27 protein-coding genes and 1 tRNA gene are annotated in these 22,973 nt (G+C 63.0%); 11 read left to right on the top strand and 17 right to left on the bottom strand.

The window, feature by feature from the left end; all coding sequences use genetic code 11:
• Positions 1 to 325 precede the first annotated feature (325 nt).
• Together sap1 and AWB76_RS03225 are read left to right on the top strand one after the other, a co-directional pair.
• Positions 326 to 670 (top strand): surface attachment protein Sap1, encoded by a 345-nt coding sequence (gene sap1, locus AWB76_RS03230; RefSeq protein WP_061158687.1) that lies wholly within the window; start codon positions 326 to 328, stop codon positions 668 to 670.
• A gap of 246 nt (positions 671 to 916) precedes the next feature.
• Positions 917 to 1,468 carry a YaeQ family protein gene (locus tag AWB76_RS03225; protein WP_061158686.1) on the top strand — a complete coding sequence of 184 codons (552 nt, stop codon included), beginning with the start codon at positions 917 to 919 and terminating at the stop codon, positions 1,466 to 1,468.
• 3 nt (positions 1,469 to 1,471) lie between these two features.
• Here AWB76_RS03225 and AWB76_RS03220 read toward each other — a convergent pair whose 3' ends face one another.
• The 6 genes from AWB76_RS03220 to AWB76_RS03195 form a co-directional block, all read right to left on the bottom strand.
• Positions 1,472 to 1,879: a VOC family protein gene (locus tag AWB76_RS03220; protein WP_061158685.1), complete on the bottom strand. Its 408-nt coding sequence runs from the start codon at positions 1,877 to 1,879 to the stop codon at positions 1,472 to 1,474.
• 117 nt (positions 1,880 to 1,996) lie between these two features.
• Positions 1,997 to 2,072: transfer RNA gene (locus tag AWB76_RS03215), tRNA-Ala, on the bottom strand.
• A 67-nt stretch (positions 2,073 to 2,139) separates the two neighbouring features.
• The gene (locus AWB76_RS03210; protein WP_061158684.1) at positions 2,140 to 2,502 is read right to left on the bottom strand and encodes a c-type cytochrome; all 363 of its coding nucleotides are present in this window, start codon (positions 2,500 to 2,502) and stop codon (positions 2,140 to 2,142) included.
• The gene (locus AWB76_RS03205; RefSeq protein WP_061158683.1) at positions 2,499 to 3,296 is read right to left on the bottom strand and encodes a BON domain-containing protein; all 798 of its coding nucleotides are present in this window, start codon (positions 3,294 to 3,296) and stop codon (positions 2,499 to 2,501) included. Before AWB76_RS03205 ends, AWB76_RS03210 begins: the two co-directional genes overlap by 4 nt.
• A gap of 23 nt (positions 3,297 to 3,319) precedes the next feature.
• Positions 3,320 to 3,907, bottom strand: a complete 588-nt coding sequence (locus AWB76_RS03200) for a phosphoheptose isomerase (protein WP_061158682.1) — start codon at positions 3,905 to 3,907, stop codon at positions 3,320 to 3,322.
• A 102-nt stretch (positions 3,908 to 4,009) separates the two neighbouring features.
• Positions 4,010 to 4,402, bottom strand: coding sequence for a YraN family protein (locus AWB76_RS03195; protein ID WP_082864344.1), 393 nt, complete (start codon positions 4,400 to 4,402; stop codon positions 4,010 to 4,012).
• 41 nt (positions 4,403 to 4,443) lie between these two features.
• Here AWB76_RS03195 and rsmI point away from each other — a divergent pair, with 41 nt between their 5' ends.
• Positions 4,444 to 5,334, top strand: a complete 891-nt coding sequence (gene rsmI / locus AWB76_RS03190) for a 16S rRNA (cytidine(1402)-2'-O)-methyltransferase (RefSeq protein ID WP_061158990.1) — start codon at positions 4,444 to 4,446, stop codon at positions 5,332 to 5,334.
• A 54-nt stretch (positions 5,335 to 5,388) separates the two neighbouring features.
• On the opposite strand, the gene AWB76_RS03185 is transcribed toward rsmI, so the two are convergent.
• Positions 5,389 to 5,997, bottom strand: coding sequence for a septal ring lytic transglycosylase RlpA family protein (locus AWB76_RS03185; protein WP_061158680.1), 609 nt, complete (start codon positions 5,995 to 5,997; stop codon positions 5,389 to 5,391).
• Positions 5,998 to 6,662: 665 nt separating this feature from the next.
• Here AWB76_RS03185 and AWB76_RS03180 point away from each other — a divergent pair.
• From AWB76_RS03180 to AWB76_RS03170, 3 genes are all read left to right on the top strand, one after another.
• Positions 6,663 to 7,307, top strand: a complete 645-nt coding sequence (locus AWB76_RS03180) for an MBL fold metallo-hydrolase (RefSeq protein ID WP_061158679.1) — start codon at positions 6,663 to 6,665, stop codon at positions 7,305 to 7,307.
• The gene (locus tag AWB76_RS03175; protein WP_061158678.1) at positions 7,304 to 7,930 is read left to right on the top strand and encodes a 3'-5' exonuclease family protein; all 627 of its coding nucleotides are present in this window, start codon (positions 7,304 to 7,306) and stop codon (positions 7,928 to 7,930) included. Before AWB76_RS03180 ends, AWB76_RS03175 begins: the two co-directional genes overlap by 4 nt.
• 105 nt (positions 7,931 to 8,035) lie before the next feature.
• Entirely contained in the window at positions 8,036 to 8,494 is a 459-nt protein-coding gene (locus AWB76_RS03170; protein WP_008352298.1) for an Lrp/AsnC family transcriptional regulator, read from the top strand.
• Positions 8,495 to 9,157: 663 nt separating this feature from the next.
• Here AWB76_RS03170 and AWB76_RS03165 read toward each other — a convergent pair.
• Complete coding sequence (locus tag AWB76_RS03165; RefSeq protein WP_061158677.1) at positions 9,158 to 9,460, bottom strand: H-NS histone family protein; 303 nt, start codon at positions 9,458 to 9,460, stop codon at positions 9,158 to 9,160.
• A gap of 347 nt (positions 9,461 to 9,807) precedes the next feature.
• Complete coding sequence (locus tag AWB76_RS03160; RefSeq protein WP_061158676.1) at positions 9,808 to 10,479, bottom strand: HugZ family pyridoxamine 5'-phosphate oxidase; 672 nt, start codon at positions 10,477 to 10,479, stop codon at positions 9,808 to 9,810.
• 155 nt (positions 10,480 to 10,634) lie between these two features.
• On the opposite strand from AWB76_RS03160, the gene AWB76_RS03155 reads away from it, so the two are divergent.
• Positions 10,635 to 11,858 carry an MFS transporter gene (locus tag AWB76_RS03155; RefSeq protein WP_061158989.1) on the top strand — a complete coding sequence of 408 codons (1,224 nt, stop codon included), beginning with the start codon at positions 10,635 to 10,637 and terminating at the stop codon, positions 11,856 to 11,858.
• 61 nt (positions 11,859 to 11,919) lie between these two features.
• Here AWB76_RS03155 and AWB76_RS03150 read toward each other — a convergent pair whose 3' ends face one another.
• Positions 11,920 to 13,065, bottom strand: coding sequence for a branched-chain amino acid ABC transporter substrate-binding protein (locus AWB76_RS03150; RefSeq protein ID WP_008352302.1), 1,146 nt, complete (start codon positions 13,063 to 13,065; stop codon positions 11,920 to 11,922).
• A gap of 544 nt (positions 13,066 to 13,609) precedes the next feature.
• Between AWB76_RS03150 and AWB76_RS03145 the strand changes: the two genes are divergently transcribed.
• Positions 13,610 to 14,314, top strand: coding sequence for a dienelactone hydrolase family protein (locus tag AWB76_RS03145; protein WP_061158675.1), 705 nt, complete (start codon positions 13,610 to 13,612; stop codon positions 14,312 to 14,314).
• A 36-nt stretch (positions 14,315 to 14,350) separates the two neighbouring features.
• Here AWB76_RS03145 and AWB76_RS03140 read toward each other — a convergent pair whose 3' ends face one another.
• Positions 14,351 to 14,536 carry a hypothetical protein gene (locus tag AWB76_RS03140; protein WP_008352305.1) on the bottom strand — a complete coding sequence of 62 codons (186 nt, stop codon included), beginning with the start codon at positions 14,534 to 14,536 and terminating at the stop codon, positions 14,351 to 14,353.
• Positions 14,537 to 14,743: 207 nt separating this feature from the next.
• Positions 14,744 to 15,991, bottom strand: coding sequence for an MFS transporter (locus tag AWB76_RS03135; RefSeq protein ID WP_061158674.1), 1,248 nt, complete (start codon positions 15,989 to 15,991; stop codon positions 14,744 to 14,746).
• 322 nt (positions 15,992 to 16,313) lie between these two features.
• Here AWB76_RS03135 and AWB76_RS03130 point away from each other — a divergent pair, with 322 nt between their 5' ends.
• From AWB76_RS03130 to AWB76_RS03120, 3 genes are all read left to right on the top strand, one after another.
• A complete protein-coding gene (locus tag AWB76_RS03130; RefSeq protein WP_014192763.1) occupies positions 16,314 to 16,526 on the top strand; it encodes a hypothetical protein in 213 nt (70 codons plus the stop codon).
• 34 nt (positions 16,527 to 16,560) lie between these two features.
• Complete coding sequence (locus AWB76_RS03125; RefSeq protein WP_061158673.1) at positions 16,561 to 17,592, top strand: serine/threonine protein kinase; 1,032 nt, start codon at positions 16,561 to 16,563, stop codon at positions 17,590 to 17,592.
• A 176-nt stretch (positions 17,593 to 17,768) separates the two neighbouring features.
• Positions 17,769 to 18,494 carry a PepSY-associated TM helix domain-containing protein gene (locus AWB76_RS03120; RefSeq protein ID WP_061158672.1) on the top strand — a complete coding sequence of 242 codons (726 nt, stop codon included), beginning with the start codon at positions 17,769 to 17,771 and terminating at the stop codon, positions 18,492 to 18,494.
• A gap of 48 nt (positions 18,495 to 18,542) precedes the next feature.
• Here AWB76_RS03120 and AWB76_RS03115 read toward each other — a convergent pair whose 3' ends face one another.
• From AWB76_RS03115 to AWB76_RS03095, 5 genes are read right to left on the bottom strand one after another with little or no spacing between them, the layout of a single operon-like run.
• Complete coding sequence (locus AWB76_RS03115; protein ID WP_061158671.1) at positions 18,543 to 19,562, bottom strand: XdhC family protein; 1,020 nt, start codon at positions 19,560 to 19,562, stop codon at positions 18,543 to 18,545.
• On the bottom strand, positions 19,535 to 20,086 hold the full coding sequence (locus tag AWB76_RS03110) for an SRPBCC family protein (RefSeq protein WP_061158670.1): 552 nt from the start codon (positions 20,084 to 20,086) through the stop codon (positions 19,535 to 19,537). The genes AWB76_RS03115 and AWB76_RS03110 overlap by 28 nt, the downstream gene beginning before the upstream one ends.
• Complete coding sequence (locus AWB76_RS03105; protein ID WP_244173201.1) at positions 20,077 to 21,285, bottom strand: vWA domain-containing protein; 1,209 nt, start codon at positions 21,283 to 21,285, stop codon at positions 20,077 to 20,079. Before AWB76_RS03105 ends, AWB76_RS03110 begins: the two co-directional genes overlap by 10 nt.
• The gene (locus tag AWB76_RS03100) at positions 21,264 to 22,160 is read right to left on the bottom strand and encodes an AAA family ATPase (protein ID WP_061158668.1); all 897 of its coding nucleotides are present in this window, start codon (positions 22,158 to 22,160) and stop codon (positions 21,264 to 21,266) included. The genes AWB76_RS03105 and AWB76_RS03100 overlap by 22 nt, the downstream gene beginning before the upstream one ends.
• A 6-nt stretch (positions 22,161 to 22,166) precedes the next feature.
• Complete coding sequence (locus tag AWB76_RS03095) at positions 22,167 to 22,967, bottom strand: FAD binding domain-containing protein (protein WP_061158667.1); 801 nt, start codon at positions 22,965 to 22,967, stop codon at positions 22,167 to 22,169.
• Between the last annotated feature and the right edge of the window lie 6 nt (positions 22,968 to 22,973).

Raw genomic sequence — 22,973 nt, 5'->3', positions numbered from 1 at the left:
CGCGCGGCGACGCGCCCTGTCGCAGGTTTGTTGGCTTCGCCTCGCGCTCGCCTAATGCGGCGCACCAAACGTCGAGCAGAGGCAAATTGTCGCGGCTTCGTCGCTGAAAGCGCGAGCTTTCATTTATCTTGACGCGTCATTTGGAGATTTTTAGTTAATCCGCGCACTCCGCGATTCATTTAAAACCCCTGCGACATTCTGACTTGTTGCAGCCGCACACAACATATGCTTGCAAACTTGCTTCACTCAACTAGCATGAGTTTTGCGGTCATCCGCTTTTAAATACATAGCTAATTTCGAAACGGTTTCGTTTGGAGGCTATTACATGAAGCAACGCGCCGGTGCTCTCTTCGCGATGATGGGTTTGTTCGCAGTGGTTTCAGCAGCGCAAGCCCAGGACAGCGTTATTCAGCCTCAGCAGACGTTCACTTTCAGGCCCAATTCGTATGGCTGCTTGTCCAAGGACAAGTTCGATTCGGCCGACCAGCACGCGAAAGCCGGCGAGCATCAGAAGATGCAGCAGTTTTTCGAGGGATTCGAATGTATTTCGACGCCGGTCGAATCGCATTTTCGTGTGATTCGCGTCGTCGGGCATGATGTGGAATTCGTCAACGCCTTGAATAGCGATACGCAAGGCATGTGGACTGCGGATCGATTCATCGATCAATAAGGCGTTTCTGCACTACCGGCTAAATCGACAATCCGGCGCGATTTTTGAATCGGGCCGGATCGAGGATTTATCTACGGAATATATTCATTGGTCCATTCCACCGCGGCCACATGTGATGTGATCGCGCGTGCCTTTTGGTCTTTCACATTTCCATCGAAACACCGCACAATGTCGGTTTAGTGCGCGATCGATCGCGCCATTTCGACAATCCTTTTCGGCCGCCGGAGAACCGGCGTCCCATTCTGAATGGCTCTCAAGTCCACGATCTACAAGGCAGACCTGCAAATTGCCGACATGGATCGCCATTACTACGGCGATCATTCCCTGACCATTGCGCGCCATCCGTCGGAGACCGACGAACGGATGATGGTGCGCGTCGCCGCGTTCGGCATGTTCGCCGATGAGCGTCTCGAGTTCTGCAAGGGCCTCTCCGATACCGACGAGCCCGATCTCTGGCAAAAGGATCTCACCGGGCAGATCGAGACGTGGATCGAGGTCGGCCAGCCGGACGAGCGGCGCATTTCGAAGGCGAGCGGCCGCTCGGATCATGTGATCGTGATCGCGTATGCGGGCAGGACTGCGGACATCTGGTGGAACGGCGTGAAGAGCAAGGTCGAGCGGTTGCAGAACGTGACGGTCTGGTCGCTCGCGGATGGCGTCGCCGAAGCGCTCGGCAAGCTGGCCGAACGGACGATGCGTCTGCAAATGATGGTGCAGGACGGCGATGTATCGCTGGGAAGCGAGACGGCCGACGCTGTCGCGATTCGCTGGAACGTGCTGAAGGCCGACGCGGCGTGAAGCTTAGGCGTCGGGCGGCCCTTTGAGCTCGATCATGTTGCCTTCCGGATCGAAGAAATAGAGCGACGGTCCGAAACCTTCGGCGCCATATCGACGCGCCTCGTCGCCGATGCGCGCGCCATGATGTTCAAGATGCGCGCGTAGGGCACCGGCATCGAACGGCTCGACGCGCACGCACAGGTGATCCATGTTGCGTCCCGCGCCGGGCTGACCGCTTTCCGGCCGATCGATCTTCGCGCCGATGGCCAGCAGATCGATCAGCGAACGGCCCGCGCGCATCTGCACGAGGCCGAGGTCGCGCTGTTCTTTTTCGACCGGACAAGCGAGCACGGTGCGATAGAAATTCACCATGTTGTCGAGATCGGCGCAGCGGATCACGACATGATCGATTTCGCGGATCTTGAACGGCATATCGGTCGCTTTCTCGGTCTCGTTCGATGTGATGGTTAGTTTAGCGCGGGGTCGTGGGGAGGCGGCGGAAGGGGAAATGAAAAAGGGCCTGGCGTTTGGCCAGGCCCTTTGAATTCGTGGTGGAGAGGAGGAGGATCGAACTCCCGACCTTCGCATTGCGAACGCGACGCTCTCCCAGCTGAGCTACCCCCCCAACGAAACAAAATTCTACCACAGCAATTTCGCCATCAGGCAAGCCCTCAGACGACTTCGGTCAACACTCACTTCTGCGGCGCCCCCGCCAGAATCCACGACACGACGGCCTTGATATCCGCATCGTTCATCTTCGGGTGCGACGGCATCGGAATTGAGCCCCACAAGCCCGCGCCGCCGTTCTTCACCTTCGTCGCGAGCTTTGCGTTCGCCTGCGCATCGCCCTTGTATTTCTCGGCGATCTGCTGAAAAGATGGCCCCACGAGCTTGCGATCCACCGCGTGACAGCCCATGCATGCATTGCCGCGCGCGATCGCCATCGCATTCGCGGATGAAGCGGATGAACCCGATGCCCCCGGCTGCTCCGCCGCAGCCACACCCAAAGACGCGGCGATGATCACCGCGCCGACAATCGAACGCACCATGCTCATTTGACCGTCGAAGCCGGTTTGGCACTGCCCGGATGAACATCCGAATTCTTCACGGGCGCAGGCGACTGCGTATCCAGCGGACGCGACGTCACGCCCGAATCCGGGATCGTGCCGACCGTCGCTTCTGCCGGCGCCGGCGCACTCGCCGCGCTCGCGCCGGAGGCAGCCGCCGCTTCCAGCGCCTGCGCTTCCTCGGGCTTGATGTACTGGAACACCTTCACGACCTGTTCGACGCCCGGCACGCGCGCGGCCACGTCGGCGCCGTGCGCGCCTTCGTCCGGCGTGACGAGACCCATCAGATAGATGACGCTGCGCTCGCACACCACCTTGTAGAAGTTCGCGCGCAGATCCTTCTCGCCGACCATCGCAGTCTTCACGCGGCCTTCGAGATACGAGTCGTTGGCGCGCGACGAAATCGAGCTCGCGCCCTGAACCGACAGTTCGTTGACGATGCTGCCGACATTGTTGATGTCGCGCACGACCGCTTCGGCCTTCGCCTTTGATGCATCGTCGGGTACTTCACCCGTCAGCAGCACGCGCCGGTTGAACACCGTCACGTTGACATGCGCCGTATCGGGCACGTTCTCGTTGATCCGCGACAGCGCCTTCACCTGAATCTCGCGGTCTTCGGTCTGCGCACCGAGCGTGCGGCGATCCGTGGCAATCAACGTGCCGCCAGCCGCCGCGCCGACGACTGCGAGCGCGCAGCCCTGCAACGTCAATGCGACTCCCGACAACATGCTCACCACGAGCGTGGCTTGGGCCAGCGTCGCCTTGACGCGTGTCTTCTTCATCAACTCCGTTCCCCCTTTCAGTTTCAGTCGTCGCCGAGCAGCATCGCATCGATGCCGTCGCACAGACAATGAATGGTCAGCAGATGGACTTCCTGAATGCGCGCCGTTCGATCGGACGGCACGCTGATGTGAATATCGGTTTCGGCGAGCACGTCGGACATCGCGCCGCCGCCCTTGCCCGACAGCGCGATCACGATCATCTCGCGCTCGTGCGCTTCCTGAATCGCCGCGAGCACGTTCACCGAGTTGCCCGATGTACTGATCGCGAGCAGCACATCGCCCGACTGGCCGAGCGCGCGCACCTGGTTCGAGAAGATCTGCTCGAACGCATAGTCGTTGCCGATTGCCGTGAGTATCGACGTATCGGTCGTGAGCGCGATGGCCGGCAATCCCGGACGCTCGCGCTCGAAGCGGCCGATCAGGAGCGCGGCGAAGCGTTGCGCGTCGGCCGCCGAGCCGCCGTTGCCGCACACGAGAATCTTGTTGCCGTTGGCGAGCGCGCCGAAGAGCGTATCGACGGCGGCCGCGATCGGAACCGTCAGCGCGTCGAGTGCTTCGAGTTGGAGTGCCGCGCTGTCGCGGAAGTGCTGTTGGATACGTTCGACTGACATCGACTCTCGATCATCGGCCGCGACGTGCGCGGTATGTGGCTTGAACGCTCAACGCGTCGGTTGTTGCGCAGTTTACCGCATGCATCATGCGATGAACCGCGCTCAGGCTTCGTCGGCGCGAAACGCATCGGGCAGCCAGTGGATGCGGCCCGCATCGAACGCGACGACATCGAAGCGGCACGCGGGCACCGCGCCGCGCCATGCCGCGAGAAAATGCTGCGCGGCGAGCACGAGGCGCGCGCGCTTGCGTACATCGACGCTCGCGGCCGCATTCGCATAACGCCTGTTCCTTCTCGCGCGAACTTCGACGAACACGAGCGCGCCGTGCTCATCGATCATCACGAGATCGATCTCGCCGCCGCGACACGTCACGTTGCGCGCGACGAGGCGCATGCGCCGCCGCCGCAAAAACTCAAGCGCGTGCGACTCGAAAACATCGCCGAGCGTTTTGGACACGGCTCCTCCATAAAAGTTGTCGACGAACCGGGCGAACAGCGCGTGGCAAAATGACGTCCTTTCCTCCGACGCCCGCGCTCATGCTTCAGATCTCCGAACTCGCCGCTGGGCAGCACTATCCGACGGGTGCGCTGTATGTCGTCGCGACGCCCATCGGCAACACCGCCGACATCACCGTGCGCGCGCTGCACGTGCTCGCGCTCGCGGATCGCATCGCCGCCGAAGACACGCGCAACACCGCGCAACTGCTCGCGCGCTACGGCATCTCGAAGCCGTCGATCGCCGTGCACGAGCACAACGAGCGCAGCGCCGCCGAACGCGTCATTGAGCATCTGCGCAACGGCGAGCGCATCGCGTGCGTTTCCGACGCCGGCACGCCGGGCATTTCCGATCCGGGCGCGCGTCTCGTCGACGCCGTGCGCGAGGCCGGGCTGCCGGTCATTCCGCTGCCGGGCGCGAGCGCGCTCACGACCGCGTTGAGCGCGGCGGGCGCGTGGGTAAGCGGCTTCTCGTTCGTCGGCTTTCTGCCCACGAAGGCGAAGCAGCGCGCCACGCGACTGCGCACGCTCGCCAGTCATCCGATGGCGCTCGTGTTCTACGAGGCGCCGCATCGCATCGTCGAAACGACGCGCGCGCTCGGCGAGGCGTTGGGCGGCGAGCGGCAAATGCTGATCGCCCGTGAGCTGACGAAATTACATGAGAGCCTGCATCGCTGCACCCTGGCCGAAGGGCCAACGTGGCTCGAAGCCGATGCGAATCGTCAGCGCGGAGAATTCGTGCTGGTGGTGGAAGGCGCGCACGAAACAGAAGACGCCGACGACGCCCACGACGCGCTGCTCGCGACGCTGCTGGAAGAGTTGTCGGTGAAGAGTGCGGCGCGCATCGCCGCGACATTGACGGGCGCGTCGCGCAACGCGCTGTACGAACGCGCGCTCAAACTTTCGAAGCGCGACGAAAGCGAGAAAGAATGAAAAAACGGGCCGTCGCGAGACGGCCCGTCTTGGTTCTGCGTAGAGCGAGGCGGATCAGTTCACGCTGTCGTCGGCGAGCGCCTGAGCCTGCTCTTCGCGCGCCGCACGCGCTTCCTGCTGCGTCAGACCCTCGATCTTCACCTTCTGCGTGCCGGCGCCGCGCATGCCGAGCACCGCCGCGGCCGCGTACGACAGATCGATCACGCGTCCGCGCACATAAGGACCGCGGTCGTTGATCTTCACGACCACCGTCTTGTGGTTGGACTCGTTCGTCACGCGAACCCACGATGCGAGCGGCAGCGTGCGGTGCGCCGCGGTCATCGCGTTCATGTTGAACTTCTCGCCGCTCGCGGTCTTGCGGCCGTGGAACATGCGGCCGTACCACGACGCCTTGCCCTTCTGCTCGAAGCTGCTGGCGTCCGGACCGGTCGTGATCGGCTCGGCGTCGGAGAGCGACTGGGCCGGTTGAGCCGGCTTGTCCGCCGGGACGGCGGAGAGGTGCGAATCGAAGGCGAGCGGAGCCGGCGAGCGGGCACCCGCCGTGCTGAGAGAGTTTGCCCTCTGAGGATTGGATGCGACATCGCCCGAACCCGGCGCGGCGCAACCAGCCAGCACGCCAACTGCTAGCAGGCTCCCGACATGTCGAATAAATCGAGCTTTCATAGACGTGTATCAACGATAAAGGAGCGGCCGCGCTGCGCTGGTCGGCGCGCGCAAGGCTGCTCGAGGCTTTGCCGCGCAAAGCACAACGCCGCTCGGTCAAGCGAACGGCGAAACTTTGCTCGGATGCGGCGCACTCGTGCCGCACACGCCCGGTTATTGTTCACGTCTGGCGCAACCTGTCCCCGGCAGCCTGACCAGACCCCACAAGCCGCCATCGAACGTGGCATCACATTCGTGCGCTGGAAAAACTCGATGAGCGCAGGAACGGCGGCGTAGGCCCCATCCGGCGTGACGGCTGCAAGGGCCATCTGACAGACGCGCGGCGTCTGGCCGGACAAGACGTGTGCACCTACTGGAGGTGCTTGAGTTGCAATTGCAGGGCTTTTGGCCCCCAACAGCGTACTGACAGCGATTGTAAAAACGCACAAGCGTTTCCGCACTCGCCTATTGACGGCATGGTTAGCTCCATGCACAAGTAGTGCCATTATACAAAAAAACCGGGGTTGAACTCGCCCAACCTAATGAATCGTCATTGATTTTCGCTATGACCGTAAGAATTGCCGGTTTTTGGCGCCTTTTGGGCGTCCGTCGCGCCGCCGTCGCGTACGTTGCGGCACCGGTACAATGAACGTTTTTACAGGCCTGCGTGTACCGACGTCAGTCATATGAAAGTCATTCTCGTTCCCGTGACGCCCTTTCAGCAGAACTGCTCGATCGTGATCTGCGAGACGACGCAACGCGCCGCCGTTGTTGATCCAGGCGGCGACATCGAGCGCATCATCGCGGAGGTCGAGCGTCAGGGCGTGACCGTCGACAAGATTCTTCTGACGCACGGCCATCTCGATCATTGCGGCGGCGCCAAGGCGCTCGCGGACCACTACGGTATACAAATAGAAGGACCACATCGGGAAGATGCGTTCTGGATCGACCAGCTTCCCGCGCAGACTCAGCGCTTCGGTTTCTCCAATGCCGAGGCGTTCACGCCGGAGCGCTGGCTCGTCGACGGCGACACTGTGCAGTTCGGCGACGAATCGATGGAAGTCTATTTCTGCCCCGGTCACACGCCGGGCCACGTCGTGTTCTTCAGCCGGGCGCACAAGCTCGCTTTCGTCGGCGATGTGCTGTTCGCGGGCTCGATCGGCCGCACCGATTTCCCGCGCGGCAATCACGCGGAACTGATCCGCTCGATTCGCGAAAAGCTCTGGCCGTTAGGCGACGACATCACGTTCGTCCCCGGCCACGGTCCAGCATCGACATTCGGCGAGGAGCGGCGCTCCAACCCGTTCGTGCGCGATGGAGTAGCCGCGTGAACGCGATTCCCGAAATCTACGTCAGCACGGACGTCGAAGCGGACGGCCCGATTCCCGGCCCGCATTCGATGCTGAGCTTCGCCTCCGCGGCCTTCACCGCCGACAAGCAGCTCATCGCCACCTTCTCGGCAAATCTCGAAACGCTCGAGGGCGCGGCGCCGCATCCGGTTCAAGCCGCGTGGTGGAAAACCCAGCCCGAGGCGTGGGCTGCATGCCGCAAGGATCTGCAAAAGCCGGAGATCGCGCTGCCGGCTTATGTCGAATGGGTGGAGGCGCTGCCCGGCAAGCCGGTGTTCGTCGCGTACCCGGCGGGTTTCGACTTCACCTATATGTTCTGGTACATGATGCGTTTCGCCGAGCGCTGCCCGTTCTCGTGGTCGGCGCTCGACATCAAGACGCTCGCCTTCGCCATGACCGGCCTGCCCTATCGCAAGGCAATCAAACCGCGTCTGCCGAAACATTGGTTCGATGAGTTGCCGCACACGCACGTCGCGCTGGACGACGCGATCGAGCAAGGCGCGCTCTTTTGCAACATGCTCGCGGACCTGCGCACCTCGCAGGCGAAACTGGCCGAGATATCGAAGGAATCCGACGGCGATACCGAAGGTAAAAACGCGCCGTGAGGGCAGTGAGTTAGGGAAACTCCCTCAGTGCAGGCGTATTTGCATTGCGTTCCTTTTCCGGCGCCTCTACTATAAGAGTCAAATCGCGACCGAACGGAGGCGCAGTTGACTCTCGATACATTCTCACAAAAAATCTTGCGTCTCCTCCAACTGGACGCGCGGCGCTCCGTTCAGGAAATCTCCGATCAGGTCGGTTTGTCGAGCACGCCATGCTGGCGTCGCATCAAGGACATGGAGCAATCGGGCGTCATTCAGCGCTATACCGCATTGCTCGACCGCGAAAAGCTCGGCCTTCATGTCTGCGCACTCGCGCATATCCATTTGACACGGCATACGGAAGGCGGCGTCGAGCAGTTCGAACGCGAGATCGCCACCTGCCCGGAAGTGACCGAGTGCTACAGCACGACCGGTGAATCCGATTACATCCTCAAGATCGTCGCGCCGGATATCAAGGCTTACGACGCGTTTCTCCACGATCGCATTTTTAAGATTCCTGCCGTCGCGCAGGTGCGAACGAGCGTCGTGCTTCGCGAAATCAAATTCGACACGCAATTGCCGCTCTAATGAACGGCGTTTAGTGCGTTATCGATCACACGTTTCGGTCTCGCGTTGCGGCGCGAGACCGGACATTCGCGTGACGTGAATCCCGGTGTTCGCGAAATAGCACGCAGGTTCTTCGCCATTCAAAAGCCGCAAGAGCGGCTTCGGCAAGGCGACAAATCCGAGAATCCCGCCGGAATCCGTTAATGCGGAAGGCGTCGGCCTTTTCCCGGCACAATATTCTGAAGGTTGGCGATTGAGTGCCAACAACCGACCGTGTTCCGTGACAGACCCTAAACAGCAATCCACCGAAGAAAAACGATACCGCCGTTTTTCATGAAGGCGATCGTCTCAGTTGCCGTCGCGAGAGAACGGCGTCTGCAATAAACGTGTGTGAACGTATGAAAAATCGTGACGCTTCATGTCGCGATAAGCACGCGATTGGAACACGACGCTCGTTCGGTCATTCACGGCGGCGGCATCCCGCTTTTTCGCCAGCATGGATGATCGAAAGCGACGTGTAATTTTTTGGGCTCGCCGTCGCGATTTATTAGTCAATAAGCGACGTATCGACTTAGACGTACGGTGTCTGGCGGGCACGGCCCCTCCGACCCGCTTTCATGGGTGGCACCAAATAAAAAGCCGCGTCTGAAACGCGGCTTTTTAATGCATGCTTACGGCCCAAACTTACTTGCCGATCAGAAAATTATCCCGATCTTGCCCAGCGATCCACTTCGGCGGCTTGCCGCGACCCGACCACGTGCTGCCGCTTTCCGGATCACGATACTTCGGCGCTACGCCGGAACGGCTACGTGCAGCCTTCGCGCCTTTCGCACTTCGGCCGCCAGCCAGTTCCTGAAGCGTGATGCCATAATCCGCCATTTTCTGCTTGATCTCATTAAGCACTTCGGCGTATTCACGCGACTTCGCTTCTTCAATCTGGCGTTCGAGAGACTCGCGTTGGGCGAGGAGTTCCTTGTATGAAGGCATGGCAATTCCCTTAGTGGTTTGCTGACTTGCGAATCGACGCGCTCGCTTTCAGTTATCAGTATAGCCTCGGACTGGCACGCAGATTAACACAGTTCCCATTAATGCGGCATGTGCGAATCGCCACTTAATAAAGGTTTTAGCAAATTTCTTCGTAACAATTTCCGAAAGCTCAGAAGTTTCGCGATGGCCTCGATCCGTGCCAAAAGAGAGGCTTTCAGCGAGTGATCGGCGCCGACGTCGCATCGGATGAAAGCAAGGCAATAAGGCAAGTCGGAAAAGTTTCATGCGATGGCAACTCCGGCCTCCATCGGCAAAAATCGGGACCCAACGTCACGGATTTTCCCGCGTCAAATGCCGCCGTGCCGCTCAAAACAATCGGTCAGCGCCGCCATCAATTCGTCGTTCGTCAGTTTCGGGTAATCGAAAGTAAAACGATTGCGGATGCCGGCAAGCAGCAAATCGCAGCCGTATCGGTCTATCCCCAATAATCCGAGATTTTGCGGACGGCCGGGGTAAGCATCGAAATATTTGCAAAGCGTTGACTCGTCCTCTGCCGAAAGCGGCGGCAGCGAATCCAGTTCGTCGCCGCCGAGCCATCCCATTGCGCCGAATCCGCCGATATATCGCATGCGTTCCAGCGACATCACCCAGAAAGAAAAATCGCCGAGTTCGAGATAGCGCGCCGCATCCGGGTGATAGCGCAAATAGCGCTGCGCGAGTTCGCCGCCCTCTTCCGGCGCCGCGGGCGCGAAGCTGCCGAGCATCGTCAGGCGCTGGCCTTCCAGCACGCCGCCGTCCGCCGCATGCGCGACGAGAAACCCGGCGCGCGCATCGGCGTGAAGATTGCGCGTGTGTTCCGCGAGATGGCTGATGAGCAACATCGGCACATGGCGCGCGGTCGGTGCGAACGGCAGCGCCGTCGGATACGGAAAGCCGCGCGGCTCGCGCGAATGCGTGGCGAGCGTGCCTTCGGAGACGCGATGCAGCAAATGAAGCGGCGCTTGCGACGAAATATTCATCCGGGTCTCGTGCGTTCGTAAATGGTCGACCGATGGTAATGCAGCAGGTCCGAGCGTGTCGCCTGGCCGTTCGATAGAATCGAAAGCCTTCGCGTCCGATGGCAACATGTCCGGTCGCCCTCGCATCCCGCGCAACTTCAAAGAACGGTTTCTTCGTGTCCGATTCGACCACTGCCTCCGCCGCCTGCGAATCCAATCCGACGCTCGCACTTCATCGAAGTCTTCCGCGCATCACGCGCGTACGCGCACGCTATTCGACGATGGCCGTCTTTTTCATCGCGGGCATGATGTACGCGTCGTGGGGCGTGCACGTGCCGACCGTGCGCGACAAGTTCGCGCTCAGCCCCGGCATGCTCTCGTTCGCGCTGCTCGCGGTCGCGGGCGGTTCGATCTTCGCGATGCTCACCGCCGGATCGTGGATCGCGCGCGCCGGCACGCGCACCGCATGCATGGCGGGCGGCATCACGATGATGCTCTGCGGCTCGCTGATTCTCGTCACGCCCTATTACTGGATGCTGCTCGTCGTGCTCGCCATTTTCGGCTTCGGCATGGCGACGCTCGATGTCGCGATGAACGCCGAAGCCAGCGCCGTCGAGCAGGCGCTGGGGCAGCCGATCATGTCGTCGCTGCACGGCATGTTCAGCATCGGCGGCATGGCGGGCGCGGCGGTCGGTGGCGCGTTGCTCGCGCACGGACTCGCGCCCGCTGCGCATCTCGCGCTGGCGTCAGGCGCGAGCCTGCTCGTGCTGCTCGTATCGATGCCCGCGGTGCTGCCGCACGTGCCGCATCACGATGAACACGCGAAGGCGTCGTCGTCGAATCGCTGGCGTTCGGGCGCGCTGTGGGCGCTCGGCGGACTCGCGCTCGTCGCGCTGATCGCGGAAGGCGCGATGTACGACTGGGCCACCGTCTATATGCGCGATGTCGTCGAGGCCACGCCGTCGGTGTCGAGCGCCGCCTACGCCGCGTTCTCGGGCGGCATGGCGGCCGGACGCTTCGGCGGCGACGCGGTGCGCGCGCGCTTCGGTGCGCCGCAACTGGTCTTCGGCAGCGCGGGGCTGGCGTTCATCGGCATGGTGATGGCGCTGCTGCTGCCCAACGCCATCGTCACGATGACCGGCTTCACGCTGATGGGCCTCGGTCTCGCGAACATGATGCCGGTGCTGTTCGCGGCCGCGGCGCGCGTCGAAGGCGTCACGCCCGCGGAAGGGCTCGCGCAGGTCGCGGGCCTCGCGTACTTCGGTTTGCTGCTCGGGCCGGTGCTGATCGGCGGCGTCGCGCAGATCAGCAATCTGCCGATCGGCCTGTGCGTCGTTGCCGCGTGCTGCTTCATCATCACGATCATCGGGCCGCGCATTCTCAGGCGCTGGAAGATATGAAAAAGCGCGCGGCCCTTTCGGAACCGCGCGCTTCTCTGGACTTCGGAAAGCCCGAAGGAACTTACATCTTCACGACGTCGAGCAGCGTCTTCTTGCCGCCCTTGTAGTTGTACAGCGAGATCACGCCGTGCTTCAGATCGCCCTTCGAGTCGAAGGTCGTCTCGCCGATCACGCCCTTGTAGTCCGTGTTCGGCATTGCGGCGACGATCTTCGCCGGATCGGTCGAGTTCGCACGCTTCATCGCGTCGACGATGATGTACACCGCGTCATACGTGAACGGCGCGTAGATCTGGATCGGCTGGCCGAAGCGCTTCTGGAACTTCTCCGCGAACTGCTTGCCGCCGTCCATCTTCTCGAGCGCCATGCCCGCTTCCGAGCACACGACGTTGTCGGTCGCGTCGCCGGCCAGGTCCGACAGCTTTTCGGTACAGACGCCGTCGCCTGCGAGAACCTTCGCGCGCAGGCCGAGCTGCTTGGCTTGCTTCGCGAACGGGCCGCCGGTTGCGTCCATGCCGCCGTACATCACGGCGTCGGGGTTCTCACCCTTGATCTTCGTCAGAATCGCGCGGAAGTCGACAGCCTTGTCGTTCGTCGCGTCGTGCGAGATGACCTTCAGGCCGAGCGACTTGGCGGTCTTCTCGAACTCGTTCGCGAGACCCTGGCCGTAAGCGGTCGAGTCGTCGACCACGGCGACGCTCTTCACCTTCAGGTTCTTCGCGGCGTAGTTGGCGAGCGCCGGACCTTGCTGCGCATCGGTCGCAACGACGCGGTACGTCGTCTTGAAGCCTTGCTGCGTGTAGGTCGGGTTCGTCGCCGACGGGGAAATCTGGACGATGCCCGCGTCGCTGTAAATCTTCGAAGCCGGGATCGACGTACCGGAGTTCAGGTGACCGACGACGCCCACGACCTTGTCGTCGACGAGCTTCTGTGCAACCTGCGTGGCGGTACGCGGGTCGGCCGCGTCGTCCTGCGCGTCGAGTTCGAGCGTGACCTTCTGACCGTTGATCGTCAGACCCTTCGCGTTGATCTCTTCGACTGCGAGCCGCGCGCCGTTTTCGTTATCCTTGCCCAGGTGAGCAATGCCGCCCGTCAGGGGAGCGACGTGACCGATCTTGACGACCTGGTCGGCTGCTGCGGACGTTGCCAACGTAGCGAAGAGCACGGCTGCGGCGCTGATCGGCAACAGTTTGTGAAGCTTGGTGTTCATGTAAGTCTCCAGTTTCGGTCCCAAAAACAACGTAATCGCCCTGTGCCCCGTCTTTCATCACGATCGCTCAGTCCCGTGGACGACCACGCCGGATGCATCGTCATGCACTTGGCAAGTCCTTCCGGCAGGCCGTTCGTGGCGGCCGCCATCCGCACTGCGCGCAAGTGTAGGGTTGTCAAATTAATTTAGGGAAGTTTTTTAAGATACTGGTGTCACTACCAATTAGCGGCCAGTTGCGATGCGCCGCCGCTTGTGGTGGCGTTTGCGCGAAGACGCCCTGTACATGCGGGTTTCCGCGACATTGGCGCGCAAAGGTTTGACTGTCGTTCAAGTCCGCCGGACGCGCGCCGATAATCTCTGCCCATCGGCATGATTAGCCTGTTTTTTAGCGGCTGTTTTGAGCTTTCGTTTAGATCGGCGCCTCTAAAAACCTTCCGCGCGTCAAAGGACGTGCCAGACAACCACAGGCGCGTTCAGGGCGACTGAAAGGGAAAGCTGTCACACTCACACGCCTCTCGTTCTCACCCACACTAGGAGTACCGACGTGACCGTTTCCACGACTTCCCGCTGGATCGACATTCCGGCCGATGGCGGCAGCTTCCAGGGCTATCTCGCGCTGCCCAAGGCGGGCACCGGACCCGCCGTGATCATTCTGCAGGAGATCTTTGGCGTGAACGGCCACATCCGCAGCGTCGCCGATCAATACGCCGCCGATGGCTACATCGCCCTCGCACCCGATGTCTTCTGGCGCACGCAGCCGCGCGTCGAGCTGGGTTACGAAGGCGCGGATCGCGAAAAGGCGATGGAACTGCTGCAAAAGACCAAGCTCGATGCCGCGGTCGCCGACGTCGGCGCGGCGGCGAAAGCATTGCGCGCGCTGCCCGAAGTGTCAGGCAAGGTTGCGGCGATCGGCTATTGCTTCGGCGGCCGGCTCGCGTATCTCGCGGCGGCTGAAGGTTCGGTGGATGTGGCGGTCGCCTACTACGGCGGCGGCATTCAGAACGCGCTCGACAAGGCCGATCAGGTCAAGGTGCCGATGCAATTCCACTACGGCGAGCTCGACGCGCACATTCCCGCCGACGCGGTCGACGCCGTGCGCCAGAAGTTCGCGGGCCGCAAGGATTCGGAGTTGTACGTGTACGCGCAGGCCGATCACGGCTTCAACTGCGGCGACCGCGCGTCATTCAATGCGAAGGCATCGGCGCTCGCGCACGGCCGCACGCTGACCTTCCTCGGCGCGCATCTGTAAAAAGACTGAGGCAAGCGCGCCCAATCAGCGCGCTTGCTATATCAGCGCAGGCAATCCTTCGACGAGCAGGAAAGCGGCGAGCACACCGAGCAACGCGCCGAACACGCGCAGGACGTTGTTCCTGAGATGCGTCGCGCAGGGAATGGCCCCGAGGAACAGCGCGCCAGCCAGCGCCATCGGGATGATCAGAATGAAGTCGCCGATCGTGAAGTACGTCGTCATGTTGCGTCTCCCATCGCCTGCTTCTGGCTTTATCGTCGCGCGTAGAAAAGGCTGCATCGACGCTTCGAGTATAGGCCGCGCCAGGGAAGATGCCGGGCGAACTTCGTGCGATGGGAAACCCCGGCGACGTACGAAAGCCTTGCGCGACAAGGGCTTGCACGCACCGACTTTTAAGCGGATACGGAAAACCCTTAGTCTCGTCTTATTTCAACCGGCTTTCGGTTTCGTGGCGATGATGGCGCGCTCGCGCCGGTTCAGATACGCGGCGCCCGCGAGGCCGACGAGCAGCAGCGCGCCGATCAGCCCGGCCACGCCCGTCCATCCGAACGCGGTCCAGAAGTGGCCGCCGTACGAGCCGATCAGACTCGACCCGATGTAATACGCGAGCAGATAAAGCGCGGCGGCCTGCCCTTTCGCCTGCGCGGCGAGCCGTCCGACCCAGCCGCTCGCAACCGAATGCCCCGCGAAGAAGCCGAACGTCAGGCACGCGATGCCGCCGATGATCACCGGCAGCGCATTCGACAAGGTCAGCGCGATGCCGATCATCATCAGCACGAGACTCGCGATCAGCACGCGGCCGCGACCGAAGACATCGGCCATCTTGCCGGACCACGGCGACGCGACCACGCCCGTCAGATACACGGTGAAGATCGCGCCGATCTGCGTCTGATTCAGTTTGAACGGCGCGCCCAGCAGCCGATAACCGACATAGTTATACAGCGTGACGAAGCTGCCCATCAGCACGAAGCCGATGAGAAACAGAAACGGCAGGCCGCGATGCCGCAAGTGCCCCGCAAGCGAACTGCGATGATGCGCGAACCCGACGCCGCGCCTCGGCTTGAAACGTCGCGACGGCGGCAGCAGCGAACGGAACGCGAACGTGGCGAGCAAACCCAGCAGCCCGATTCCGCCGATCGCGACGCGCCAGCCGAAGAGATCCGCGAGAATGCCGCTGATCACGCGCCCCGCCATGCCGCCGATGGCCGTGCCGCCGACATACAGCCCCATCGCGAGACCGAGCCCTTCCGGATGCACTTCTTCCGCGAGATAGGCCATCGCGACAGCGGGCACGCCGCCGAGCGCGAAGCCTTCGAGCGCGCGCACGACGAGCAGCGCGTGCCAGTCCGGCAGCACGGCGGCGATCACCGTCAGCACCGACGACGCGAGCAGCGAAAGCGTCATCAACCGATGTCGGCTCCAGCTTTCCGATACGAATCCGGCGATGAAAATCGCGATCGCCAGCGCAGCCGTGCTCACCGAAACCGCGAGCGCGCTGACCGCCGGACTGACGCCGAACGCTTTCGAGAACTCGGGCAGCAGCGGCTGCACGCAATACAGCAGCGAAAAGGTCGCATAACCGGCGAACAGCAGCGCAAGCGATGCGCGCCAGTAAGCGCGCGAGCCGCGTTCGAGATACGGCGCGGCATCCGCGGTCCGGTTTGCGTTAGCATTCACGAATGAAGTCTCCGCTGAAAAACCCTCAACGATACGCCGTTCATCAGGGTTTTGCCTAATGCGACAGACGCATTTCGGCGACGATCTCCCGTAATAACTGCTAGCCGTCTGCGATCGGCAACACAACGAGGCGATTGGCGTCGCGCCGACGCGCCGCGATGCGCTAAAGTTAGAGCACAATCGTTCATGAAAGCCGCGCATGTCGCGCTTCCCGCAACAAAGACGCGGCGATTGTCTGGTGCACGAGCCGTGAAAAGCCTGTGCTTGGTGAAACATATGACCGGCGCTTCATTCCCAGCCGGCGTTGAAACGGGGATTCATCATGCAAATCGGTTCGATTGTCCGCTCCGTGCATATTGCCGTGCCTCAGGGCGCGCGCGGCATCGTCATGCGCATTCTCGGCGACATGGCCATGGTCGCGTGGTACGCCGGCGAGCCCGGCGTGACCCAGTTGCTCAATACGGAGCCGTTCTTTCTCGAAGACCTGATCGATACGGGCGATGTCGTGCGCCCGTCGAATACGGTCGTCCACTGAGAAGCGACGCGCCGCATTGCGGCACAATGCCGGGATGAACTCGATCCATCCCGATTCCCAGGGCGCGCCCGCCGACGACGCGCCGCCCTTCTCCGGCCTCACGCCCGAGCGCGTGCTCGATGCGCTCGACAGCGTGCTGATGCCCGCCGGCGCGCGCACCGATGGCCGCCTGCTGCCGCTCAACAGCTACGAAAACCGCGTCTATCAGGTGGGCGTCGAGGATGGCCCGCCGATCGTCGCGAAGTTTTATCGGCCGAAACGCTGGTCGAACGCGGCGATCCTCGAAGAACACGCGTTCGTCGCGAGCCTCGTTGCGCGCGAGATTCCGGCCGTGCCGGCGCGCGTGCTCGAAGGCACGACGCTGCATGAATTCGAAGGCTTCCGCTTTTCCATCTTCGAGCGGCGCGGCGGACGCGCGCCCGATCTCGATCGCAGCGACACGCTCGAATGGCTCGGGCGCTTCATCGGGCGCATTCACGCGGTGGGCGGAATCGAGCCGTATCGCGAACGGCCGACGCTCGATATCGAAACCTTCGGCTACGAGCCGCGCGAGTTCCTGCTGACGCACAGCTTCGTGCCCGCCGATGTGCGCGAAGCATGGGAAGCCGTCGTGTCGATGGCGCTCGAAGGCGTCGCGCAATGCTTCGAGCGCGCGGGCGACGTGCGGCCTCTGCGTCTGCACGGCGACTGCCATCCGAGCAACGTGCTGTGGACCGAAGCGGGCCCGCATTTCGTCGATTTCGACGATAGCCGCATGGGCCCGGCGATCCAGGATCTGTGGCTGCTGCTGCCCGCCGGACGCGCGGATGCGTCGCGCGCGCTCACCGATCTGCTCGCCGGATACGAAGATTTCTGCGAATTCGATCCGCGCGAACTGCATCTGATCGAAGCGCTGCGCACGTTGCGGCTGATTCACTATTCGGCGTGGCTCGCGCGCCGCTGGAACGATCCCGCGTTCCCCGCCGCCTTTCCGTGGTTCAACACGCAGCGTTACTGGGAAGACCGCATCCTCGAATTGCGCGAGCAAGTCGGCGCGATGCAGGAAGGCCCGCTCTGGCCCGTTTGAAATTTTTTGTGACATTCGCGGGCTGTCAGGCAAACGCAAAACGTTGAAAAGCGTTTTCGCGCGTGTAATGATAACAATTCTCATTTGCTCGCGTTCCATCGATCGCCGCGCGCCTGCCCGCGTCTAGCCGATCGGGGCGCGGCTTTGCCTGCCAACGCCCGAATCTGGAGAGACGCGTGAACGCGCCTGAAACCCTCAATCCGCAGCCGTCGACGAGCGGCTCGACGCAATATCGTCCGCATGGGCGCCTCATCGACGATGCCGAGCAGTTCGTCCGCAAGAATCGCTCGCGCCGCTCGACATTTCTGAAATGGCTGCGCAAGGTGCACGGCTGGGTCGGCCTGTGGGGCGCGTTGCTCGGCTTGCTGTTCGGCGCGACGGGTTTTCTGCTGAATCACCGCGCGCCGCCGCTGCGCATTTCCACCGGCGAGCCGCAGGTATCTCAAATGCAGATGCCGCTGCCCGCCGAAGGCTTCAAGACGCCGCACGACATGGGCGTGTGGCTGAAGAAGGAACTGAAGATCGACGGCAATCTCGGGCGCGCGCGCAAGGAACCGGCGCATCCGGTCGGCTGGGGCGACAAGAGCACGATGCAGCCGGAGCAATGGTCGGTGATGGTGGCATCGCCGGGCGGCAGCGTGATGGCGGAGTACTGGGTCGGCAACAACTTCGTGTCGGTGAAGCGCACCGAAAACACCTTCCTCGCGATGATGACCAACCTGCACAAGGGCGTCGGTCTGAGCGTGGGTTGGGTGCTGCTCATCGATACGTTCGCGGGCAGCATCATTCTGCTGTCACTGACCGGCGTGCTGCTGTGGACGGAGCTGAACAAGAAGCGCACGGCGGGCGTGGTGATCGTGGCGGCGTCGCTGATTGCGGCGATTGTTTGCGGGTTGATTTGAGCACGTGAGCTGTGAGCCGGGCCGCCCGTCACGCGGCCCGCATCACGTTTACACGCCGCAGACCTCGCCCTTCCCCGCAATCTCGCGCGCCGCTTTCGCGCCTTCCACCTGCAGCAACTCCGGCAACGACACACCGTTCTTCGCCGCCGTCACTTCCGCGAGAATCGACACCGCGATTTCCGGCGGCGTCCTGCTGCCGATATAAATCCCCACCGGCCCATGCAGCCGCGCAAGCTCGGCCTCGCTGAGATCGAACTCCTTCAGCCGCTCGCGCCGCGCCGCGTTATTGCGCCGCGAACCGAGCGCGCCGACATAGAACGCCGGCGTCTTCAGCGCTTCCATCAGCGCGAGATCGTCGAGCTTGGGATCGTGCGTAAGCGCGATGACCGCACAGCGCTCGTCGAGCTTCATGTCCATGACGGTGTCGTCGGGCATGGTGCGCACGATCGTCGTGCCCGCCACGTCCCACTCTTCCGTGTACTCCTCGCGCGGATCGCACACGGTCACCTGATAGTCCAGCCCGACCGCGATGCTGCACAGATACCGCGACAACTGCCCCGCGCCGATCACGAGCATCCGATAGCGTGGACCGTGAATCGTCAGAAGCCGGTCGTCGTCGAAGAGCACGCCGTCGGTCGCCTGCGCCGGTTCGAGGCGCACGTGGCCGCTCGCCATGTCGAGCGTGCGCGCGACGAGCCTGCCGCTCTCCACCGCCGCGCACAGTTCCGCGATGCCGCTCGCCATCGTCAACGGCTCCAGCACGAGCTGGATCGTGCCGCCGCACGGCAAGCCGAAGCGATGCGCCTCTTCCGCGCTGATGCCGTATTTCACGGCTTCCGGCTTCGTCTGCTCGATGCCCCGCTGCCGCACCCGGTCGATGAGATCGTCCTCGATGCATCCGCCCGACACCGAACCGACGACGTGGCCATCGCCACGCACGGCGAGCATCGCGCCTTCCGGTCTCGGCGACGAGCCCCATGTCTTCACCACCGTCACGAGCAGCACGCGATGTCCCTCTTCGAGCCATCGCGCGCTGTTCTTCAGGACTTCGAGATCCACGCTGTCCATGATTTCTTTCCCTTTTCCTTCTCTTCCTGCACTTCGCCGCCTGTTTCATCGCTGGCGGCCACATCCGTCGATTCCTGCCCGCCCTGCAACTGCGCGCTGAATCGCTTGAAGAATTCTCCCGCAATCTTACGCGCCGCGCCGTCGACGAGCCGCGAGCCGATCTGCGCGAGCTTGCCGCCCACCTGCGCGTTCGCGCTGTAGCTGAGCTTCGTCGTGTCGGCTTCGTCGCCGGGTTCCAGGTTCACGGTCGCGCTGCCCTTGCTGAAACCGGCCGCGCCGCCCTGCCCCTCGAACACGATCGTATACGTATGCGGGGCGTCGATATTCGTCAGCTCCATTCTTCCCTTGAAGCGCGCCTTCACCGGGCCGACCGCCGCCGTCATCGCGACGTGGTAGGCGTTCTCGCCATCGGCGTCGATGCTGTCGCAGCCGGGAATGCATACCTTCAGGATCGACGTGTCGTTCAGCGCTTCCCACGCGCGCGCCTGCGGCACCGGCAACGTGTGTGTTTCGGTCAGTTCCATTTCGTGTCTCCCGTGTGCCGTGACAGCGCGGCCAGTTCGGCTCCGACAGCGCACAGACTGTCGAGGTTGTGCGCCGCGAGCATCGCATCGACGTGCGGCAGGATCGCGCGCACGCCTCGCGCGCGCGGCGTGAAATCGGCGAAACGCAACAGCGGATTGAGCCACACGAGCCGATGCGCGAACCGCCTGAGCCTTTGCATCTCGGCATCGAGCACGTCGATGGCTTCGTGATCCAGACCGTCGGTGACGAGCAGCACCGTCGCCCGGCCGGACAGCACGCGCCGCGCCCAGCGTCGATTGAACTCCGCGAGCGTCGCGCCGATGCGCGTGCCGCCCGCCCAGTCCGCCACGTTCTGCCCGAGCGACGCAATGGCGACATCGGGATCGCGTTCGCGCAAGGCGCGCGTCGCGTTCGTGAGGCGCGTGCCGAACAAGAATACTTGCAACCGCTCGCGGGATTGCAAAAGCGCGTGGCAGAAGTAGAGCACGGCGCGCGAATACGCGCTCATCGATCCGGAAATGTCGAGCAGCAAAACGAGCGGCGGCCGGCGCTCGACCGCCGCGCGATATTTCCACACGGTCCAGTCGCCGCCCGAGCGCACGGCGTGACGCGCGCTCGCCTTCAGATCGGCGCGCGTTCCGTGCGATGCCGCCTTCAGCCTGCGCGTCGGTTCGGTCGCGAGCGGCATCCGGTGCGCGCGGATCTGATGCCGCAGCGTGCGCCATTCGTCGGCGGTGAGCGTGTCGAAATCGCGATGACTCAGCCGCTCCTGCGCGCTGAACGTGATGCGCGCGTGCGCTTCTTCCGGCTTCGATTCCGCCGCCTGCGTCTTCGATGCCGCCGCGCGCGTCGCCAGGGCATCGGCGAGACGGTTGTTCCGCTTGGGCGGCGGCATGCCGCTCTTCACCTTCGGCAGCAGCAGCGCGCGCAGCTTGCCTTCCCAGTCCGGATCGCGCCAGAAGAGATCGAAGGCGGCGTCGAAGATGTCGCGCTCGTCGCTCGCGTGAACGAGCAGGCAGGCGAGCGTCGCGCGCACATCGTCGCGGCGATCCAGATCGACGAAGCGCAGCGCATCGAGCGCATCGACCGCGTGCGCCGGCGACATGCCGAGACCCGCGCCGCGCAAGAGCCTCACGAAATGCACGACGTTGCGCGCGAACGGTTCCATCGTGATCGTCATGGTGACGACGAGAGACATTGCGCGAGCGTATCGGCGTCCATGCGCGCGAGGTCGTCCTGATACTTCAGCAGCACGCCGAGCGTGTTCTGCACCGATTGCGGATCGAGTTCGGTCACCGACAACGCCGCGAGCGCGCGGCACCAGTCGATGGTCTCCGCGACGCCCGGCGCCTTGAACAGATCCAGCGTGCGCAGTTGGTGCACGAAGGCGACCGCGCGTCTTTGCAACGCCTGCCCCGCTTCCGGCGCGCGGGCCGCGACGATCGCCAGTTCCACGTCGCGCTCCGGATAGCCGATCCACTGGTAAAGACAGCGGCGCTTCAACGCATCGTGGACTTCGCGCGTGCGGTTCGACGTCATCACGACGAGCGGCGGCTGCGCGGCGCGCACCGTGCCGTACTCCGGAATCGACACCTGAAAATCGGACAGCAGTTCGAGCAGAAACGCTTCGAAAGGCTCATCGGCGCGATCGATTTCGTCGATCAGCAACACGCGGCGCGCGTCGGGATTCTCCGGATCGGGCAGCAAGGCCTGAAGCAGCGGACGCTTCAGCAAAAACTCGCCGCGATACAGCGAATCGTTCGACGGCGTTTCCCCCGATGCTTCCGCGAGCCGCAGCGCCATGATCTGCCGCGGATAATCCCACTCGTACAACGCGCTCGCGGTATCGAGCCCTTCATAGCATTGCAGGCGCAGCAAGGTCGTGCCGCACAAACCCGCCGCCGCCTTCGCGAGTTCCGTCTTGCCGACGCCCGGCTCGCCTTCGAGAAACAGCGGCCGCTGCATTTTCAACGCGAGAAAGAGCGCCGTCGCGAGCTCGCGGTTCGCGAAGTACTGATGCTCGCGCAAGCGCGCGAGCGTCTCGTCGATGGATTGCGGCACCTGGTCCGGCATCGCGGATCAGAACGACATCGCGCGCTCGATGGCGCGGCCCGCGAGCACCGGAATCAGGTGCGCGCGATATTCGGCGCTCGCGTGCATGTCCGAGTTCAGTTCGCCGGGCGAAATCGTCACGCCGCGCGCCGATGCCACCGAAAAGTCCTTCGACAGCGCCGCTTCCAGCTCCGCCGGACGAAACACGGAAGACGCCGCGCCCGTCACGCCGACGCGCACGCCATCCTTGAACTTCGCGACGAACACGCCGACGAGCGCAAAGTGCGAGGCCGGATTGCGAAACTTCTCGTAGCCCGCGCGCTCGGCCAGCGGAAACTCGACGGCGGTGATGAGTTCATCGGGTTCGAGCGCGGTCGTGTACATGTCGATGAAAAAATCGTCCGCCGCGATGCGCCTTCTGTCCGTCACGACCGTCGCGTTCAGCGCGAGCACGGCGCTCGGATAGCACGCCGCCGGATCGTCGTTGGCGAGCGAGCCGCCAATCGTTCCACGCTCGCGCACCTGCCGGTCGCCGATGCGCCCCGCAAGATCCGCGAGTCCCGGCAGCGCGCGCTGCACATCCGCGTTCGATGCGACCGCCGCATGACACACCGCGCCGCCGATGGTGAGTTTGTCTCCATCGAGCGTGACGTTTTTCATCGACGCGATGCGCGTCACGTCCACGAGCGCCGATGGCTGCGCGAGCCGCAGGCGCATCGTCGGCAAAAGGCTCTGGCCGCCGGCGAGGAACTTGGCGTCGTCGTTGGCGGTGAGCGCCGCGACGGCGGCCTTCGCTTCGTCGGCCCTTTGATAGTCGAATGAGTACATGTGCCG

This window comes from Caballeronia temeraria (assembly GCF_001544795.2).
GTDB lineage: Bacteria > Pseudomonadota > Gammaproteobacteria > Burkholderiales > Burkholderiaceae > Caballeronia > Caballeronia temeraria.
This window is presented reverse-complemented; position numbering and strand designations above follow the sequence as displayed.

Excerpts from the sequence above, each read along its gene's own strand:
- AWB76_RS03200 (WP_061158682.1), bottom strand. The coding sequence starts at position 3,907 with ATGTCAGTCGAACGTATCCAACAGCACTTCCGCGACAGCGCGGCACTC.
- AWB76_RS03115 (WP_061158671.1), bottom strand. The coding sequence starts at position 19,562 with ATGGACAGCGTGGATCTCGAAGTCCTGAAGAACAGCGCGCGATGGCTC.
- sap1 (WP_061158687.1), top strand. The coding sequence starts at position 326 with ATGAAGCAACGCGCCGGTGCTCTCTTCGCGATGATGGGTTTGTTCGCA.
- rsmI (WP_061158990.1), top strand. The coding sequence starts at position 4,444 with ATGCTTCAGATCTCCGAACTCGCCGCTGGGCAGCACTATCCGACGGGT.
- AWB76_RS03100 (WP_061158668.1), bottom strand. The coding sequence starts at position 22,160 with ATGCCGGACCAGGTGCCGCAATCCATCGACGAGACGCTCGCGCGCTTG.
- AWB76_RS03165 (WP_061158677.1), bottom strand. The coding sequence starts at position 9,460 with ATGCCTTCATACAAGGAACTCCTCGCCCAACGCGAGTCTCTCGAACGC.
- AWB76_RS03225 (WP_061158686.1), top strand. The coding sequence starts at position 917 with ATGGCTCTCAAGTCCACGATCTACAAGGCAGACCTGCAAATTGCCGAC.
- AWB76_RS03140 (WP_008352305.1), bottom strand. The coding sequence starts at position 14,536 with ATGACGACGTACTTCACGATCGGCGACTTCATTCTGATCATCCCGATG.
- AWB76_RS03210 (WP_061158684.1), bottom strand. The coding sequence starts at position 2,502 with ATGAGCATGGTGCGTTCGATTGTCGGCGCGGTGATCATCGCCGCGTCT.
- AWB76_RS03150 (WP_008352302.1), bottom strand. The coding sequence starts at position 13,065 with ATGAACACCAAGCTTCACAAACTGTTGCCGATCAGCGCCGCAGCCGTG.
- AWB76_RS03180 (WP_061158679.1), top strand. The coding sequence starts at position 6,663 with ATGAAAGTCATTCTCGTTCCCGTGACGCCCTTTCAGCAGAACTGCTCG.
- AWB76_RS03105 (WP_244173201.1), bottom strand. The coding sequence starts at position 21,285 with ATGTCTCTCGTCGTCACCATGACGATCACGATGGAACCGTTCGCGCGC.
- AWB76_RS03110 (WP_061158670.1), bottom strand. The coding sequence starts at position 20,086 with ATGGAACTGACCGAAACACACACGTTGCCGGTGCCGCAGGCGCGCGCG.
- AWB76_RS03125 (WP_061158673.1), top strand. The coding sequence starts at position 16,561 with ATGAACTCGATCCATCCCGATTCCCAGGGCGCGCCCGCCGACGACGCG.
- AWB76_RS03130 (WP_014192763.1), top strand. The coding sequence starts at position 16,314 with ATGCAAATCGGTTCGATTGTCCGCTCCGTGCATATTGCCGTGCCTCAG.
- AWB76_RS03220 (WP_061158685.1), bottom strand. The coding sequence starts at position 1,879 with ATGCCGTTCAAGATCCGCGAAATCGATCATGTCGTGATCCGCTGCGCC.
- AWB76_RS03185 (WP_061158680.1), bottom strand. The coding sequence starts at position 5,997 with ATGAAAGCTCGATTTATTCGACATGTCGGGAGCCTGCTAGCAGTTGGC.
- AWB76_RS03160 (WP_061158676.1), bottom strand. The coding sequence starts at position 10,479 with ATGAATATTTCGTCGCAAGCGCCGCTTCATTTGCTGCATCGCGTCTCC.
- AWB76_RS03095 (WP_061158667.1), bottom strand. The coding sequence starts at position 22,967 with ATGTACTCATTCGACTATCAAAGGGCCGACGAAGCGAAGGCCGCCGTC.
- AWB76_RS03205 (WP_061158683.1), bottom strand. The coding sequence starts at position 3,296 with ATGAAGAAGACACGCGTCAAGGCGACGCTGGCCCAAGCCACGCTCGTG.